The sequence below is a fragment of the Cupriavidus sp. KB_39 genome (assembly GCF_052114485.1).
Lineage (GTDB): Bacteria > Pseudomonadota > Gammaproteobacteria > Burkholderiales > Burkholderiaceae > Cupriavidus.
Map to the genome: position 1 here is coordinate 208991 of NZ_JBFREV010000003.1, position 15184 is coordinate 224174.

16 protein-coding genes and 1 tRNA gene are annotated in these 15184 nt (G+C 65.8%); 9 read left to right on the plus strand and 8 right to left on the minus strand.

Annotated elements, in window-relative coordinates; all coding sequences use genetic code 11:
- Positions 1–29 precede the first annotated feature (29 nt).
- Positions 30–572, plus strand: coding sequence for a hypoxanthine-guanine phosphoribosyltransferase (locus AB4Z27_RS03650; RefSeq protein ID WP_092298972.1), 543 nt, complete (start codon positions 30–32; stop codon positions 570–572).
- Positions 573–616: 44 nt separating this feature from the next.
- Here AB4Z27_RS03650 and AB4Z27_RS03655 read toward each other — a convergent pair whose 3' ends face one another.
- Genes AB4Z27_RS03655 through AB4Z27_RS03665 form a run of 3 tightly spaced genes read right to left on the minus strand, consistent with a single transcriptional unit; the run spans position 617 to position 4040 of the window.
- Entirely contained in the window at positions 617–1534 is a 918-nt protein-coding gene (locus tag AB4Z27_RS03655; protein WP_441643919.1) for a 2OG-Fe(II) oxygenase, read from the minus strand.
- Positions 1531–2286, minus strand: coding sequence for a lytic transglycosylase domain-containing protein (locus tag AB4Z27_RS03660; RefSeq protein ID WP_092298635.1), 756 nt, complete (start codon positions 2284–2286; stop codon positions 1531–1533). Before AB4Z27_RS03660 ends, AB4Z27_RS03655 begins: the two co-directional genes overlap by 4 nt.
- A gap of 32 nt (positions 2287–2318) precedes the next feature.
- Positions 2319–4040, minus strand: coding sequence for a proline--tRNA ligase (locus AB4Z27_RS03665; RefSeq protein WP_441643920.1), 1722 nt, complete (start codon positions 4038–4040; stop codon positions 2319–2321).
- 185 nt (positions 4041–4225) lie between these two features.
- On the opposite strand from AB4Z27_RS03665, the gene AB4Z27_RS03670 reads away from it, so the two are divergent.
- Together AB4Z27_RS03670 and AB4Z27_RS03675 are read left to right on the plus strand one after the other, a co-directional pair.
- Entirely contained in the window at positions 4226–4936 is a 711-nt protein-coding gene (locus tag AB4Z27_RS03670) for an RNA pyrophosphohydrolase (RefSeq protein ID WP_092298629.1), read from the plus strand.
- Positions 4929–5492 carry a CNP1-like family protein gene (locus tag AB4Z27_RS03675; RefSeq protein ID WP_092298626.1) on the plus strand — a complete coding sequence of 188 codons (564 nt, stop codon included), beginning with the start codon at positions 4929–4931 and terminating at the stop codon, positions 5490–5492. The genes AB4Z27_RS03670 and AB4Z27_RS03675 overlap by 8 nt, the downstream gene beginning before the upstream one ends.
- A gap of 90 nt (positions 5493–5582) precedes the next feature.
- Here AB4Z27_RS03675 and proB read toward each other — a convergent pair whose 3' ends face one another.
- The 5 genes from proB to AB4Z27_RS03700 all read right to left on the minus strand — a co-directional run bounded on the left by proB (position 5583) and on the right by AB4Z27_RS03700 (position 9180).
- Complete coding sequence (proB, locus tag AB4Z27_RS03680) at positions 5583–6701, minus strand: glutamate 5-kinase (RefSeq protein WP_092298623.1); 1119 nt, start codon at positions 6699–6701, stop codon at positions 5583–5585.
- A 74-nt stretch (positions 6702–6775) separates the two neighbouring features.
- A complete protein-coding gene (gene cgtA, locus AB4Z27_RS03685; protein WP_441592217.1) occupies positions 6776–7900 on the minus strand; it encodes an Obg family GTPase CgtA in 1125 nt (374 codons plus the stop codon).
- 96 nt (positions 7901–7996) lie between these two features.
- Positions 7997–8257, minus strand: coding sequence for a 50S ribosomal protein L27 (gene rpmA, locus AB4Z27_RS03690; RefSeq protein ID WP_061955320.1), 261 nt, complete (start codon positions 8255–8257; stop codon positions 7997–7999).
- A gap of 53 nt (positions 8258–8310) precedes the next feature.
- Positions 8311–8622: a 50S ribosomal protein L21 gene (gene rplU, locus AB4Z27_RS03695; protein ID WP_006576525.1), complete on the minus strand. Its 312-nt coding sequence runs from the start codon at positions 8620–8622 to the stop codon at positions 8311–8313.
- Positions 8623–8895: 273 nt separating this feature from the next.
- On the minus strand, positions 8896–9180 hold the full coding sequence (locus tag AB4Z27_RS03700; RefSeq protein WP_143093927.1) for a hypothetical protein: 285 nt from the start codon (positions 9178–9180) through the stop codon (positions 8896–8898).
- Between AB4Z27_RS03700 and ispB the strand changes: the two genes are divergently transcribed.
- The 6 genes from ispB to coaE all read left to right on the plus strand — a co-directional run bounded on the left by ispB (position 9158) and on the right by coaE (position 15063).
- Positions 9158–10087, plus strand: a complete 930-nt coding sequence (ispB, locus tag AB4Z27_RS03705) for an octaprenyl diphosphate synthase (RefSeq protein WP_092298617.1) — start codon at positions 9158–9160, stop codon at positions 10085–10087. The genes AB4Z27_RS03700 and ispB overlap by 23 nt on opposite strands.
- Positions 10088–10136: 49 nt before the next feature.
- A tRNA-Pro gene (locus AB4Z27_RS03710) sits at positions 10137–10213 on the plus strand.
- A gap of 273 nt (positions 10214–10486) precedes the next feature.
- A complete protein-coding gene (gene pilB, locus AB4Z27_RS03715) occupies positions 10487–12214 on the plus strand; it encodes a type IV-A pilus assembly ATPase PilB (RefSeq protein ID WP_092298614.1) in 1728 nt (575 codons plus the stop codon).
- 36 nt (positions 12215–12250) lie between these two features.
- Positions 12251–13516 (plus strand): type II secretion system F family protein, encoded by a 1266-nt coding sequence (locus tag AB4Z27_RS03720; protein WP_092298611.1) that lies wholly within the window; start codon positions 12251–12253, stop codon positions 13514–13516.
- 3 nt (positions 13517–13519) lie between these two features.
- Positions 13520–14386 carry a prepilin peptidase gene (locus AB4Z27_RS03725; RefSeq protein ID WP_092298608.1) on the plus strand — a complete coding sequence of 289 codons (867 nt, stop codon included), beginning with the start codon at positions 13520–13522 and terminating at the stop codon, positions 14384–14386.
- 68 nt (positions 14387–14454) lie between these two features.
- The gene (gene coaE / locus AB4Z27_RS03730) at positions 14455–15063 is read left to right on the plus strand and encodes a dephospho-CoA kinase (RefSeq protein WP_092298605.1); all 609 of its coding nucleotides are present in this window, start codon (positions 14455–14457) and stop codon (positions 15061–15063) included.
- Positions 15064–15184 lie beyond the last annotated feature (121 nt).

The window sequence follows — 15184 nt, forward strand, 5'->3', positions numbered from 1 at the left end:
AGACCCACAGATATAAGGACAGAGACATGATGATGACCGCAGACCAGGCCCGCGAACTCTGGGCCAGCTCCGAGGAAATCGTTAGCGCCGCGGAAGTGCAGGATTCGCTGGACCGCATGGCCGATGACATCACCGCGCGCATGGGCGATGCCTTCCCGCTCGTGCTGTCGGTGATGGGCGGCGCGGTGGTCTTCACCGGCATGCTGCTGCCGAAGCTGCAGTTTCCGCTGGAATTCGACTACATCCACCTGTCGCGCTACAACAACAAGACGGTGGGCGGCGAGATGCAATGGCGCGTGGCGCCGCGCGAGTCGGTCAAGGACCGGGTGGTGCTGGTGTTGGACGACATCCTCGACGAAGGCGAGACCATGGCGGCCATCCGCGAGCGCATTCTCGACATGGGCGCCAAGGAATTCCACGCCGCCGTGCTGTGCGAGAAGACCCTGCTCAAGGCCAAGCCGATGCACCCGGACTTCTGCGGCTTCAAGGTGCCAGACCGCTACGTCTTCGGCTGCGGCATGGATGTGAAGGGCTACTGGCGCAACCTCGGCGCCATCCGCGCGCTGGTCTGACTCCCGGACTGGCCTGATTTACGGCGCGCGGCCGTCCGTCGGACTCAGCTTCCGACCCGGTACGGCCGCTCGCGCAACCACTTGGTGGCAATCCACTTCTCCCCTGACACCACCGGCATGCCGCCGTGCAGCGTGCGGTCGTCCAGCGTGCCGTCCGGCAGCTTGTAGCTGAAAAACACAGCATTGCCCTTGACCGGGGCCACATCCAGCCCGATTCGCGGGAAGGTGGTGGCGCCGCCGGCCGGCGTGCTGTTCAGGTAGATCACCAGCGTGGCCACGCGCTGGCCGCCCACGGCCATCTGGCGCGCCTCGCCCGGATTCTTCGGATTGAAATAGTCGTAGTGCGGCTGGTATTCGGCGCCAGGCTTGTAGTTGAGCACCTGGAAGCCCTCGCCGTGCTCCATCGGCACGCCGGTCACGGCGGCGATGCGTGCCTCCAGCACTTCGAGCAGCGGGTGCTCGCCGACCTGGAACATCGCGCCGGTGCTGGTACGGGCCTCGTGGACGTTCTCGTCACCCGTGGCGGGATTGACGACGGACGAGCGCTGCATGCGGTCACGCGAGAGCGCCACCAGGGCGTCGCACTCGGCCTCGCTGAGCAGGCCCTGGAGCAGCATCACGCGCGGCGCCTCGATGCGGAACAGCACCGGGATGTCCCGGCCCKCGTCGCGGATGGCGTTGCCGGCGGGGTCCGGGCCCACCATGTCGGACTTCGGCCGTACCCGGGCGGCGGGCGCCTTGGTGGCGTCGGTGGTGGCCGGGTGCGGCTGGCCCAGCGCATCGGCCACCATGGCCCGGGCGAAGGTCGCGTCGTAGCCGGCGCGCTGCATCGACAGCACCAGCGCATCGGCGTTGAATCCCTGCTTGATATGGCGGGCCAGCCAGCGCTCCAGTTCCGGCGAGGAGGCGTGGTAGCCCTGCCCGGCGGCCCCGGCAGCGTCGGTGCGGGAGTCGAATGTCATGACGGATTGGCCAGTCGCTGCGGCGAAAACGGGTTGCGCGCGGGGGACTCCGGCGGCAGGCGGCGCGAGGTGGCCGGCGGCGGCACGGCGGCTGCGCCCGGGTCGCCGGCGATCGTCACCGTCGATTCCGAATACTGCCAGCGCTTCCACGCGCCCAGCACGGCGTTCGGGTACTCCGGCCGGCCCCGGCTGCCGTTGTAGCGGCCGAGCGCCAGGAACAGGTCGCCGTTCTCGCGGTCCAGGTAGTGGCGCAGGATGGTGCAGCCGTAGCGCAGGTTGCTCTGGAGGTGGAACAGCTTGCGCACGTCGCTGTCGCCGATGGTACGCACCCAGAACGGCATGACCTGCATCAGCCCACGTGCATCGGCCGAGCTGATCGCATATTTCCGGAAGCCGCTTTCCACCTGGACCAGCCCGAGCACCAGCGACGGCTCCAGCCCGGCCCGCTTGGCCTCGTAGTAGACCGTCTCGATCAGTTCCACGCGGATCTGCGGCTCGGGAATCCGGGATTCGAGCCGGCGCGACATCTCGCCCAGCCATTTCAGGTAGCCGAGCCGCTCGCCGCCCGAGGCGAACGCCGGGCGGACGGGCCTGCCATCGGCAATGGCCGCCGCCAGCGCGCCGCGCACGGAGTCGGCCAGCGCCTCCTCCTTCTGCGCCCCCGCATGGGCCGTGGCCGCCGCGACGGCCAGCAGCAGGCCGCCGGCCAGCACGGACCAGCGGCGGGGGGTGAACAGGCGTGACGCGTGCATCGGCTTCCTTTTCCTTACTTCAACAGCGGATTTCAGCTGGCCAGCTGGGTGCGCACATGGCCCACCACGTCAGCCACGGCCACCGGGGTGGCCTGGGCGTCGCGGCGGCCCTGGTATTCGACCTTGCCTTCCTTCAGGCCACGGTCGCCCACCACCACACGGTGCGGCACGCCGATCAGTTCCCAGTCGGCAAACATCACGCCGGGGCGCTCGCCACGGTCGTCCAGGATCACATCGACACCGGCCGCCAGCAGCTCGGCATGGATGCGGTCGGCTTCCGCGCGCACAGCTTCGTTGCGGTCGTAGCCGACCGGGCAGACCACCACCGCGAACGGGGCGATGGCGGCCGGCCAGATGATGCCGCGCTCATCGTAGTTCTGTTCGATGGCAGCGCCAAGAATCCGCGTCACGCCAATGCCGTAGCAGCCCATCTGCATCGGCTGGGTCTTGCCGTTCTCGTCGAGGTAGGTGGCGCTCATCGACTCGGAATACCGGGTGCCGAGCATGAACACGTGGCCCACCTCGATGCCCCGGCAGATCTCCAGCGTGCCCTTGCCGTCCGGCGAGGCGTCGCCGGCCACCACGTTGCGCAGGTCCGCCACGATCGGCTCGGGCAGGTCGCGGCCCCAGTTCACGCCAGTGTAGTGGTAGTCGCGGTCATTGGCGCCACAGCAGAAATCGGCCATGTTGGCCACCGTGCGGTCCGCCACCAGCTTCACCGGCTTCTTCGTGCCGATCGGGCCGAGGTAGCCGGGGGGCGAGCCGAAGGTGTCGACGATCTCGTTCTCGGTCGCGAAACGGAAATCTAGCAGGCCCGGCACCTTCGACGCCTTGACCTCGTTCAGTTCGTGGTCGCCACGCAACAGCAGCAGCCAGATCTCGGCSCCGGCGTCGGTGTCCTTGGCCAGCACGATCGACTTCACCGTGCGCACCAGCGGCATGTTCAGGAATTCGGCGACGTGCTCGCACTTGGCCTTGCCCGGGGTGTGGGTCTTGGCCATGGCCTCGGCCGGCGCGGGACGGGCGGCGTCCAGCGGCAGCGCCTCGGCGGCTTCCATGTTGGCGGCGTATTCCGAGGTGGGGCAGTAGACGATGGCGTCCTCGCCGGTATCGGCGATCACGTGGAACTCGTGCGAGCCCGAGCCGCCGATGGCGCCGTTATCGGCCGCCACAGCGCGGAATTCCAGGCCGAAACGCTGGAAGATGCGCGTGTAGGTGTCGTACATGTTGCGGTACGAGCCCTTCAGGCCGTCCAGGTCCCGGTCGAAGGAATAGGCGTCCTTCATGGTGAACTCGCGGCCACGCATGATGCCGAAGCGGGGCCGGCGCTCGTCGCGGAACTTGGTCTGAATCTGATAGAAGTTCACCGGGAGCTGCTTGTAGCTGCGGATGTCGCTGCGGGCGATGTCCGTAACCACTTCCTCGGAAGTCGGCTGCATGACGAAATCGCGCTCGTGGCGGTCTTTCAGGCGCAGCAGCTCGGGGCCCATCTTGTCCCAGCGGCCGGTCTCCTGCCAGAGTTCGGCCGGCTGGATCACGGGCATCGACAGTTCCAGGGCGCCGGCGCGGTTCATTTCCTCGCGGACGATGTTCTCCACCTTGCGGATCACGCGCAGCCCCACCGGCATGTAGCTGTAGATGCCGGCGCCGACCTTTTTGATCATGCCAGCCCGCATCATGAGTTTGTGCGACACGATTTCCGCGTCGGCGGGGGCTTCCTTGAGGGTGGAAATGAAGAATTGCGAGGCTTTCATCCGTTGCTTTCTCGTGAGTCGGGCAGTGCCCGGCAGCGCCGGCCTGGCCAGGCGCGGCATTTCATTTGGCGGGACGCGCCGGAAACTGCCCTTCCCGCTCGGGGAAAACCAGCATTCCCGGCGTCAGGCCGACCCGCGCGCTTCCTTTATAATCGACGTAATTCTAAAGGATTCGAGGTGCAGTCATGCTCGATCGTGAAGGCTTTCGCCCGAACGTCGGCATCATCCTCATCAACGCACGCAACGAGGTTTTCTGGGGCAAGCGAATCGGCGAACACTCCTGGCAGTTTCCGCAGGGCGGCATCAAGTACGGCGAAACGCCGGAACAGGCCATGTACCGCGAGCTGCAGGAAGAAGTCGGCCTGCTTCCGGAGCACGTCAGGATCGTCGGTCGCACGCGCGACTGGTTGCGTTATGAGGTGCCGGACAAGTTCATCCGCCGCGAAATCCGCGGCCACTATAAGGGCCAGAAGCAGATCTGGTTCCTGTTGCGCATGGTCTGCCGCGATTGCGACATCCACCTGCGTGCCACGGACCATCCCGAATTCGACGCCTGGCGCTGGAGCCAGTACTGGGTGCCGCTGGACGCGGTCATCGAATTCAAGCGCGATGTCTACCAGATGGCGCTGACCGAGTTGTCGCGCTTCCTGAATCGTGGCCGCGCGCCGCTGAGTCCCTATGGCACCCATGGTCACCATGGTTTCCACGGGAATCACGGCCATCCTGGCCACAACGGGCACCATGGCGGCGAGGGCCGGCATGGGGACGACGCACGCCCGGAAGAGCCAATGGCTGTGTCCGGCGTCGTGCCTGAGACCGCCGCCACGGCGATCCAGGAAGCCGTGCCCGCTTCGCCGGCCAGCCCGGCACCTACCCAACGGAGTTCCGATGACTAGTTTCACCGGCCGGCGCGTGCGCGCCGGTCTGTTGCTCGCCGCCGCCTGCCTGGCGCTGGCCGGCTGCAAGACCACCAGCAAGGGCCTGCCCGAGGAAGAGTCCACCTGGGTCAACCCGTTCGAGGAAAAGGTATTCAAGGAGGCCGACACCGGCCTGCCGGCGCTGCCCCAGGAAGCGGACCTGATTCCGTTCTCGGTCAACGGCAGCGGGGATTTCCGCTTCGCAGTGGACAGCAAGTCCATCAGCGTGGGCCCGGACAAGGTGGTGCGCTTCACCGTGGTCATCACCAGCCCCGGCGGCGGACGCAATGTGAACTACGAAGGCATGCGCTGCGACGCGTTCGAGCGCAAGCTCTACGCCACCCTGCCGCAGGGCGCCACGGCCTGGATTCCGAACCGGGCCGACGACCGCGACACCTGGTATCGGATGGAAACCCGCGCCCGCAACGCCTACCCGGCCGCGCTGGCCACCGACTTCTTCTGCGAAGGCCGCACCGTGGCCGGCAGCCCGGAGAAGATGATCAAGGACCTGCGCGCCTACGCGCCGCGCCGCTAACCCGGCGCTTCGGCAAGGCTGGAATGCAAAACGGCGAGGCCCTGGGGCCTCGCCGTTTTGCTTCATCTTGCCTCGGTTTGTCGTCAGAAATCAGACGAGTACGAGGTTGTCCCGGTGAATCAGCTCCGGCTCGTTCAGGTGGCCCAGCACCGATTCGATCTCGGACGAAGGCTTGCGGGCAATCAGCCGCGCCTCGGCGCTCGAATAGTTGGTGATGCCGCGCGCCACCTCGTGGCCAGCCGGGCTCACGCAGGCGATCACCTCGCCACGCGCAAATTCGCCCTGCACCTCCACCACGCCAATCGGCAGCAGCGACTTGCCGCCGCTGGTCAACTTCTCCACCGCACCGTTATCGATGACCACCCGGCCGCGCAGCTGCAAGTGATCTGCCATCCACTGCTTGCGCGCGGTCAGGCGGCCGGTCGGCGCCAGCAACTGGGTGCCGATGGCCTCGCCTTCGGCCAGCCGGCCCAGCACGTCGGCCTCACGGCCCGAGGCGATGGTGGTGTGGGCGCCGGACTTCGCCGCGCGCTTGGCCGCCAGGATCTTGGTCAGCATGCCGCCCCGCCCGATCGACGTCCCGGCACCGCCCGCCATGGCTTCCAGTTCCGGCGTGCCGGCCAGCGCCTCGTCCACGAACCTGGCGTTCGGGTCCTTGCGCGGATCGGCCGTGTACAGCCCGCGCTGGTCGGTCAGGATGACCAGTGCGTCGCCTTCGATCAGGTTGGTGACGAGCGCGCCCAGCGTGTCGTTGTCGCCGAACTTGATTTCGTCGGTCACGACCGTATCGTTCTCGTTGATGATCGGCACCACGCCGAGCGAGAGCAGCGTCAGCAGCGTGGAGCGCGCGTTCAGGTAGCGTTCCCGGTCGGCCAGGTCGGCGTGGGTCAGCAGCACCTGCGCGGTGCGGATGCCGTAGCGCCCGAACTGGCTTTCGTAGACCTGGGCCAGCCCCATCTGCCCGACGGCGGCAGCGGCCTGCAATTCGTGGATTTCCTTGGGCCGGCGCACCCAGCCCAGGCGCTGCATGCCTTCGGCGATGGCGCCGGAGCTGACCAGCACCACTTCCTTGCCGGCGCCGCGCAGCTTGGCGATCTGGGCTGCCCAGCGCGCGATGGCGTCGTGGTCCAGCCCCTTCCCATCATTGGTGACCAGGCTCGAGCCTACCTTGACGACAATGCGTTTTGCCTGGGCGATGACCGATTGCATGGCGAGGATCCTGTCTCCGGGTGCCGGGGTGTTCTGGTTATTCTGCGGTACTGGCTAGCCCTCGCCGCAAGGCGTCAGGCCTGGTTGCCCTGATCACCCTGATCGCCAGCGCCGGCATCGGGCGCCACGTTGTGCAGGCGGTCGTCCAGACGGATATCGGGCTCGGCCAGCGCGGCGGCCTCTTCGGCCTTGATCGCGGCCAGATGGTCCTTGATCGCGTAGATCAGCTCACGGCAGCCCTCGCCAGTCAGCGCCGAAATGTGGAACACGGGCCCCTTCCACTTGTAGCGCTTGACGAAGTCCTTCATGCGCGTGGCGCGCTCTTCATCCGGCACCACATCGAGCTTGTTCAGCACCAGCCAGCGCGGCTTCTCGTACAGCGTTTCGTCGTACTTCTTCAATTCGTTGACGATGGCACGCGCCTCGGCCACCGGATCGACGTTCTCGTCGAACGGGGCGATGTCCACAATGTGCAGCAAGAGGCCCGTGCGCTGCAGGTGGCGCAGGAACTGGTGACCCAGCCCGGCACCTTCGGCGGCGCCTTCGATCAGGCCGGGAATGTCCGCCACCACGAACGATTGCTCGTGGTCCACACGGACCACGCCGAGGTTCGGATGCAGCGTCGTGAACGGATAGTCGGCCACTTTGGGACGCGCGTTCGAGATATGCGAGATGAACGTCGACTTGCCCGCGTTCGGCATGCCGAGCAGGCCCACGTCGGCCAGCACCTTGAGTTCGAGCCGCAGCATGCGGCGCTCGCCGGGCTTGCCGTCGACCTGCTGGCGCGGCGCGCGGTTGGTACTCGACTTGAAGTGGAGGTTGCCCCAGCCGCCCATGCCGCCTTCGGCCAGGCACACGGTCTGGCCGTGCTCGGTCAGGTCGGCGATGACCTCGCCGGTGTCCATGTCCATGATCAGCGTACCGACCGGCATGCGCAGCGTGACGTCCTCGCCGGCAGCGCCGTAGCAATCCGCGCCACGGCCGTTCTCGCCGTTACGGGCCACGTGCTTCTTGGAGTAGCGGTAGTCGATCAGGGTGTTGATATTGCGGTCGGCCTGCGCGAACACGCTGCCGCCCCGCCCGCCGTCACCGCCATCGGGGCCACCGAAGGGCACAAACTTCTCGCGCCGGAACGACGCACTCCCGTTGCCGCCATTGCCGGCAATCGCCTCGATTCGGGCTTCGTCGATGAACTTCATATTGGTCTTCCCAGATGGAKCGGGCCGGCTTTATTCATGCCAGAAATGAAAAGGCCCCGCAAGTGTTGCGGGGCCTTCGGGCTGCAAAGGCTGTTATCAGGCCGCCGGAACGACGCTGACTTGCTGCTTCTTGGCAGCGCCCTTGACGGCGAACTGCACGTGACCGTCCACYAGTGCGAACAGGGTGTGGTCCTTGCCGATACCCACGTTATCACCAGCGTGCACGCGAGTGCCGCGTTGGCGAACGATGATGCCGCCGGCGTTGATGGCCTGGCCACCGTACACCTTCACGCCCAGACGCTTCGATTCCGAATCACGGCCGTTCCGCGTGGAACCGCCGCCTTTTTTCTGTGCCATGTCTTAACTCCTGTTTACCTGATTGCGTTGAATACCTGTTGTCCGAGCAATGCTCAGGCAACGATGGCTTCGATGCGCAGTTCGGTGTAATTCTGACGATGGCCCTGGCGCTTCTGGTAGTGCTTGCGACGGCGCATCTTGAAGATCTTCACCTTGTCGTGACGACCCTGGGAGATCACGGTAGCCTTGACGGAAGCCCCGCTCACCAGCGGCGTACCAAACTTGATTTGGTCGCCGGCGCCCACTGCGAGCACCTGGTCCAGCGTGATTTCTGCGCCAATGTCTGCCGGTATCTGTTCTACTTTAAGTTTTTCGCCAGCAGCAACCTTGTATTGCTTGCCGCCGGTTTTTACGACCGCGTACATTGTCGAACCTCTCGATGTGAATGAAACGTTGAATGCTGCCCCGGTATCTCACGGGACCGGCGCCGTTTCGTGCGCCGACTTGCTGCTTTGCCGTCCGGCGGCTCGCCGTATACAGCGCAAACCAACCGAAGGAACCGGCGATTGTAGACCAGTTTTCCAGAAAGCGCAAAGGGCGCGATACGGAAAGGTCAAAGAAAAGCCAACGGAAACAAATACATAGCCTGCCGGAGCGTTGCGCAGCGGCGACTGGCGCACTTCGCGCCGGAATGCGGATCAGATCAGGTCGGCGAGCAGGAACCCGGCAAGGGCGGCAAACGCCACCCACCAGGCGGTGCGGCGGACCTGCCTGCGGGAGGCAGGGGCCTTGTTCATGCCGTCATTATAGATAGGCGCCGCCCCTTCCGGGCCGTTCTGGCCGCATGCAAGCGGCCATGGCGACACCGCGATCGCATATAATCCACCGGTTTTGCGAACCGGTGATTCCATCTTGTCCCAGTCTTCCGCCACTGCCTTGCTTGCCCCGGTCGCTGCCGACATGCGCGCCGTCGATGCCGTCATCCGGCGCCGCCTGTCTTCTGAAGTGCCCCTGATCGAGCAGATCGGCGAATACATCATCGGCGCGGGCGGCAAGCGGCTGCGTCCGGTCATCCTGCTGCTTTCGGCGCGCGCGTTCGGCTACGAGGGCCATCGCCATCACGAACTCGCCGCTGTGGTGGAGTTCATCCACACCGCCACGCTGCTCCACGACGACGTGGTGGACGAATCCGAGTTGCGCCGTGGCCGCCAGACCGCCAACGCGGTGTTCGGCAACGCGGCCAGCGTACTGGTGGGCGACTTCCTCTATTCGCGCGCCTTCCAGATGATGGTCGAGGCCGGCAGCATGCGCATCATGGAGATCCTCTCCAATGCGACCAACGTGATTGCCGAGGGCGAGGTCCTGCAGTTGCTGAACATGCACGACCCGGACGTGACCGTGGAGCGCTACCTCCAGGTGATCCGCTACAAGACCGCCAAGCTGTTCGAAGCCTCGGCCGAACTGGGCGCGGTGCTGGCCGGCGCGGACCCCGCCATGGAAGAAGCCGCGGCCGAGTACGGCCGCCGCATCGGCACGGCATTCCAGCTGATCGACGACATGCTCGACTACACGGCCAGCGCCGAGCAGATGGGCAAGAACGCCGGCGACGACCTGCGCGAGGGCAAGCCCACGCTGCCGCTGCTCCACCTGCTCGAGCACGGCACCGCGGAACAGCGCGAACTCGCGCGCGAGGCCATCGTCCAGGGCGGCACGGAACACTTTGATGCAGTCTTCTCGGCCATCCATGCCAGCGGCGCGCTGGAGGTGACGTTTGCCGCCGCGCAGCGCGAAGCAGAAGCCGCGGAAAAGGCGGCAATGCAATTTCCCCCTTCCCAACTGAAGGAAACGCTGATACACTTGTGTGCTTTCTCGCTGCAACGTCAGTCGTAACAACGCACCGACAAGTCAGCGCGAAAAAACCCTAGCAGTACCAAGAAATCGGGGTGTAGCTTAGCCTGGTAGAGCGCTACGTTCGGGACGTAGAGGCCGGAGGTTCGAATCCTCTCACCCCGACCAGATTTCGATGTCATGCGCCAGCGTGATGTCCACGAAAAAGCCGCACAGCAATGTGAGGCTTTTTTCGTTTCCCGCCCCCCTTCCCCCTCCCCCGCGCAAGTAGGGTTGCGGACGTGTCGCGCAAACGCCAACGCGCCCGCCCCGTCGCTTTACAAAAAGTGACCCCGRCGGCAAACTGCCCCGGTCCGGGACCCTCTGCACCCGATCCCGCCGCAGTCAAACGCGCCGCCGGCCGGCTTCATCCGATCGCGCGCTYATCGCTCGTATTTCGCCATGACAYTAGGCCTTGCGCTCGCCCAGAGCCGACGGATCGCCCCCGCGCTACTCGCGCAGCTCGAGCAATCGGCCCGGGAGAAGAAGTCGCAGCTGATTGACGAGATCATCGGCAGCGGCACCATGTCTGCCCACGACGTGGCGATCTTCGCCGCCGACAAGTACCAGCTACCGCTGCTGGACCTGGCCCAGTACAACCTCAATCGCGTGCCGCCCGCGCTGGCCGGCAATCGCGAATTCCACGCCCACCGCCTGCTGCCCCTGGGCCGCCGTGAGAACCGGCTCATCGTGGCGCTGTCCGACCCGACCAACCAGGCCGGCGTGGACGCCATCAAGCAGAAATTCAACCTGCCGGTGGAAACCGTGGTGGTGGAGCACGACAAGCTGATGAAGCACGTGCGCGCCGCCGGCGAGGCGCTCGGGACGATGAAGAACATCTCGCCCGTGACGCCCACCGCCACCAAGATGATCGAATACGATCCGGTGGCGGCCGCGGCCGGCGTCCGCAAGGGCGGGCCGGGCAACGAGATCGACGACGCCCCCGTGGTGCGCTTCCTCCAGAAGCTGCTGACCGAGGCATTCCAGCGCGGCGCGTCGGACTTGCACTTCGAACCGTTCGAGTTCTTCTACCGCGTGCGCTTCCGCGTGGACGGCGTGCTGCAGGAAGTGGCCCGCCCGCCGCTCGACATCCGCGACAAGGTCGCCACCCGCATCAAGGTGCTGTCGCGCCTGGACATTTCGGAAAAGCGCGTGCCGCAGGACGGCCGCATGAAGCTGCTGCTCTCGCTGCCCAAGGACAAGGACGCCAAGGAGGTCATCGAGAAAGCGATCGACTTCCGCGTCTCCACGCTGCCCACGCTGTTCGGCGAGAAGATCGTGATGCGGATTCTGGAATCCTCGTCCGACAAGCTCGACATCGACCAGCTCGGCTACGAGCCCGCGCAGAAGGCACTGCTGCTGGAGGTGATCAAGCGGCCGTACGGGATGGTGCTGGTCACCGGCCCCACCGGCAGCGGCAAGACGGTGTCGCTCTATACGTTCCTGAACATGCTGAACCAGGGCGACATCAACATTTCCACGGCGGAGGATCCGGCGGAAATCCAGCTGCCCGGTATCAACCAGGTGAACGTGAACGACAAGGCCGGCCTGACCTTCGCGGCGGCGCTGAAGTCGTTCCTGCGGCAGGATCCGGACATCATCATGGTCGGCGAAATCCGTGACCTGGAAACCGCCGATATTTCGATCAAGGCCGCCCAGACGGGCCACCTGGTGCTCTCCACGCTGCACACCAACGACGCCCCGACCACGCTCACGCGCCTGATGAACATGGGCGTGGCGCCGTTCAACATCGCGTCCTCGGTGCTGATGATCACGGCGCAGCGGCTGGCGCGCCGGCTCTGCACCTGCAAGCGCGCCGGCGATATTCCCAAGCCGGCCCTGCTCGACGCCGGCTTCACCGAGGCCGACACGGACGGCAGCTGGCAGCCCTACCACCCGGTGGGCTGCGAGCGCTGCAACGGCAGCGGCTACAAGGGCCGCTGCGGTATTTATCAGGTCATGCCGATCACGGAAGCGATGCAGCAGATCATTCTGTCGCACGGCACGGCGCTGCAAATCGCCGAGCAGGCGCGCCGGGACGGCGTGCTATCTTTGCGGGAATCTGGCCTGCTCAAGGTCAAACAGGGCGTCACGTCACTCGAAGAAGTGCTGGCGACCACCAATACGTAAAACAATAGTCAATAGACATTAGTCGGGGGTCAAATCATGGCGACGCGCGCACCAGCGGCGGGCGCCCGGACGGCAGCGCCGTCGCGGGCCAAATCAGGGCGGAAGGCGCCCACGCAGTACATCTTCGAATGGGAAGCCAAGGACCGGAAGGGCAAGGGCTTCAAGGGCGAGCAACGGGCCGAAAGCCAGGCGGAGGTCGTCGCGACGCTGCGCAAGCAGGGCCTGACCGTCGTCAAGATGAAGAAGCGCAAGGCGGCGCGCGGCAAGAAGATCACCGAGAAGGACATCGCGTACTTCACGCGTCAGCTCTCGACGATGCTCAAGGCCGGTATTCCGCTGCTGCAATCGATCGACATCATCGCGCGCGGCCACGCCAACCCCAACTTCACGCAGCTGCTGTCCGACATCCGCTTCGACATCGAGGCCGGTAGCAGCATGGCCACTGCGTTCCGGCGCCAGCCGAAGTACTTCGACACGCTGTACTGCAACCTGATCGACGCCGGTGAACAGGGCGGTATTCTCGACGCCCTGCTGGAGCGCCTCTCGCTCTACATGGAAAAGACGATCGCGCTGAAGAGCCAGATCAAGTCCGCGATGATCTACCCGATCTCGGTGCTCTGCGTGGCCTTCGCCGTGACCGTGGTGCTGATGCTGTTCGTGATTCCGGCGTTCAAGGGCGTGTTCTCGAGCTTCGGCGCCGCCCTGCCCGCGCCGACGATGGTCGTGATCAACATGTCCGACTTCTTCGTCACGTACTGGTATCTGGTGATCGGGATACCGATTGCCTCGATCATCTTCTACCTCCGGGCGCGCAAGACCTCGGAAAAGGTCCAGCGCTGGCACGACAAGGCGCTGCTGAAGCTGCCGATCTTCGGCAGCCTGTTCCGCAAGGCCGTGATCGCGCGCTGGACCCGCACGCTGGCCACGATGTTCGCCGCCGGCACGCCGCTGGTGGAGTCGATGGAATCCGTGGCCGGCGCCGCCGGTAACTGGCTGTATTACGATGCCACCCGGGAAATCGAACAGGCCGTGCGGATCGGTACCAGCCTGACCAACGCGATGCAGGCCACGCACGTGTTCGACAACATGGTGCTTCAGATGACGCAGATCGGCGAGGAGTCCGGCGCGCTGGACAACATGCTGCTCAAGGTGGCGGAATTCTATGAGCGCGAGGTCGATGACGCCGTGGCGGCCATCTCCAGCCTGATCGAGCCGCTGATCATCGTGATCCTGGGCGTGCTGATTGGCGGCATGGTGGTGGCRATGTACCTGCCGATCTTCAAGCTGGGCCAGGTGGTGTGACCGATGCAGGCTGTATCCGCGCTTGAAGCCGTGCCGCCGCTGTTCCTGATCGTGGCGGCCGGCCTGCTTGGCCTGCTGGTGGGCAGTTTCCTCAACGTGGTGATCCATCGCCTGCCCCGGATGATGGAATACGACGAGGCCAACTATCTGGCCGAACTACGAGACGAGCCGCTGCCCCACCCGGACCGCTACAACCTCATGGTGCCGCGCTCGGCCTGCCCGCACTGCGGCCACCAGATCGCCGCCTGGGAAAACGTGCCGGTGGTCAGCTACCTGTTCCTGCGGGGGAAATGCTCGGCCTGCAAGGCGCCGATCAGTGTCCGCTATCCGCTGGTGGAGCTGGCCACGGCCGTGCTGACCGGGCTGGCGATGTGGCATTTCGGSCCGACCGTGCAGGCGCTGGCCGCGATCGTCATGGTCTGGAGCCTGGTCGCGCTGACCATGATCGACGCCGACACCCAGYTGCTGCCAGACCAGATCACGCTGCCCCTGCTCTGGCTCGGGCTGCTGCTGAACCTGAACGGCGCCTTCGCGCCGCTGGCCGATGCCGTGATTGGCGCCGCCGCCGGCTACCTGCTGCTGTGGAGTGTCTATTGGCTGTTCAAGCTCGTGCGCGGCAAGGAAGGCATGGGCTATGGCGATTTCAAGCTGATGGGCGCGCTGGGCGCCTGGTTCGGCTGGCAGGCGCTGCCGGCGCTGGTGCTGCTGTCGTCGGTGGTGGGCGCGGTGTTCGGCATCGTGCTGCTGGTTGTGCGGCGCCAGGGCCGCGAGACGCCGTTCCCGTTCGGGCCGTTCATCGCCGGCGCAGGGCTGATCGTGCTGTTCTTTGGCGCCGATGTGCTGCCGCTGGGGCTGACCTTCAGCCGCTGACCGACAGCCGCTGCCCGGAAAGCTGGTATCGTTGGCCCCATTCCTCCACGCTACCGACACGCTTCTCCATGCTGGAAATCGGACTCACGGGCGGCATCGGCTCCGGCAAGACCCGCGTTGCCGACATGTTTGCCGCGCGCGGCGCCGCGCTGATCGACACTGACCTGCTCGCGCATGAGATTACCGCGCCCGGCGGCGCCGCCATCGGCCCGCTGGTGGCGGCATTCGGCCCCGGCTGCCTGCGCCCGGACGGCGCCATGGACCGCGACGCCATGCGCGCCCTGGTCTTCTCGGACCCCACGGCCAAGGCCACGCTCGAAGGCATCACCCATCCGCTGATCCGCTCGCTGACCGAGTCGCGCGCCGCCGCCGTCCGTGCGGGCGGCCAGCATCCGTATCTGATCTATGTGGTGCCGCTGCTGGTGGAATCCGGCACCTGGCGCGCCCGCGTGGGCCGCGTGCTGGTGGTCGATTGCCAGGAAGAGACGCAGATCGCCCGCGTCATGGCGCGCAACGGCTTCACGCGCGCGCAGGTGCTGGCGATCATGGCCCGGCAGGCCACGCGCGCCGCGCGGCTGGCCGTGGCCGATGATGTGATCGACAACGACGGCCCGCCCGAGGCCCTCGCGCCCCAGGTGGAACGGCTCGACGCCTACTATCGTCAGCACGCCGGCTAGCGTGGCGCGCCCCGAGTACGCCGCACGGGCAGATTGCATTTGTCCTTGAGGCGCGACTCGCATAGAATGCGCTGAACATGCCGGGAAAAGCGTGCTAACTGACGGATTTTCCGAAGTTCCG

Bases quoted from the DNA above. Each gene is read 5' to 3' on its own strand.
- AB4Z27_RS03660 (WP_092298635.1), bottom strand. From the start codon at position 2,286: ATGCACGCGTCACGCCTGTTCACCCCCCGCCGCTGGTCCGTGCTGGCC.
- AB4Z27_RS03670 (WP_092298629.1), top strand. From the start codon at position 4,226: ATGCTCGATCGTGAAGGCTTTCGCCCGAACGTCGGCATCATCCTCATC.
- proB (WP_092298623.1), bottom strand. From the start codon at position 6,701: ATGCAATCGGTCATCGCCCAGGCAAAACGCATTGTCGTCAAGGTAGGC.
- AB4Z27_RS03650 (WP_092298972.1), top strand. From the start codon at position 30: ATGATGACCGCAGACCAGGCCCGCGAACTCTGGGCCAGCTCCGAGGAA.
- rplU (WP_006576525.1), bottom strand. From the start codon at position 8,622: ATGTACGCGGTCGTAAAAACCGGCGGCAAGCAATACAAGGTTGCTGCT.
- coaE (WP_092298605.1), top strand. From the start codon at position 14,455: ATGCTGGAAATCGGACTCACGGGCGGCATCGGCTCCGGCAAGACCCGC.
- AB4Z27_RS03700 (WP_143093927.1), bottom strand. From the start codon at position 9,180: ATGACGGCATCGACGGCGCGCATGTCGGCAGCGACCGGGGCAAGCAAG.
- AB4Z27_RS03675 (WP_092298626.1), top strand. From the start codon at position 4,929: ATGACTAGTTTCACCGGCCGGCGCGTGCGCGCCGGTCTGTTGCTCGCC.
- ispB (WP_092298617.1), top strand. From the start codon at position 9,158: ATGCGCGCCGTCGATGCCGTCATCCGGCGCCGCCTGTCTTCTGAAGTG.
- cgtA (WP_441592217.1), bottom strand. From the start codon at position 7,900: ATGAAGTTCATCGACGAAGCCCGAATCGAGGCGATTGCCGGCAATGGC.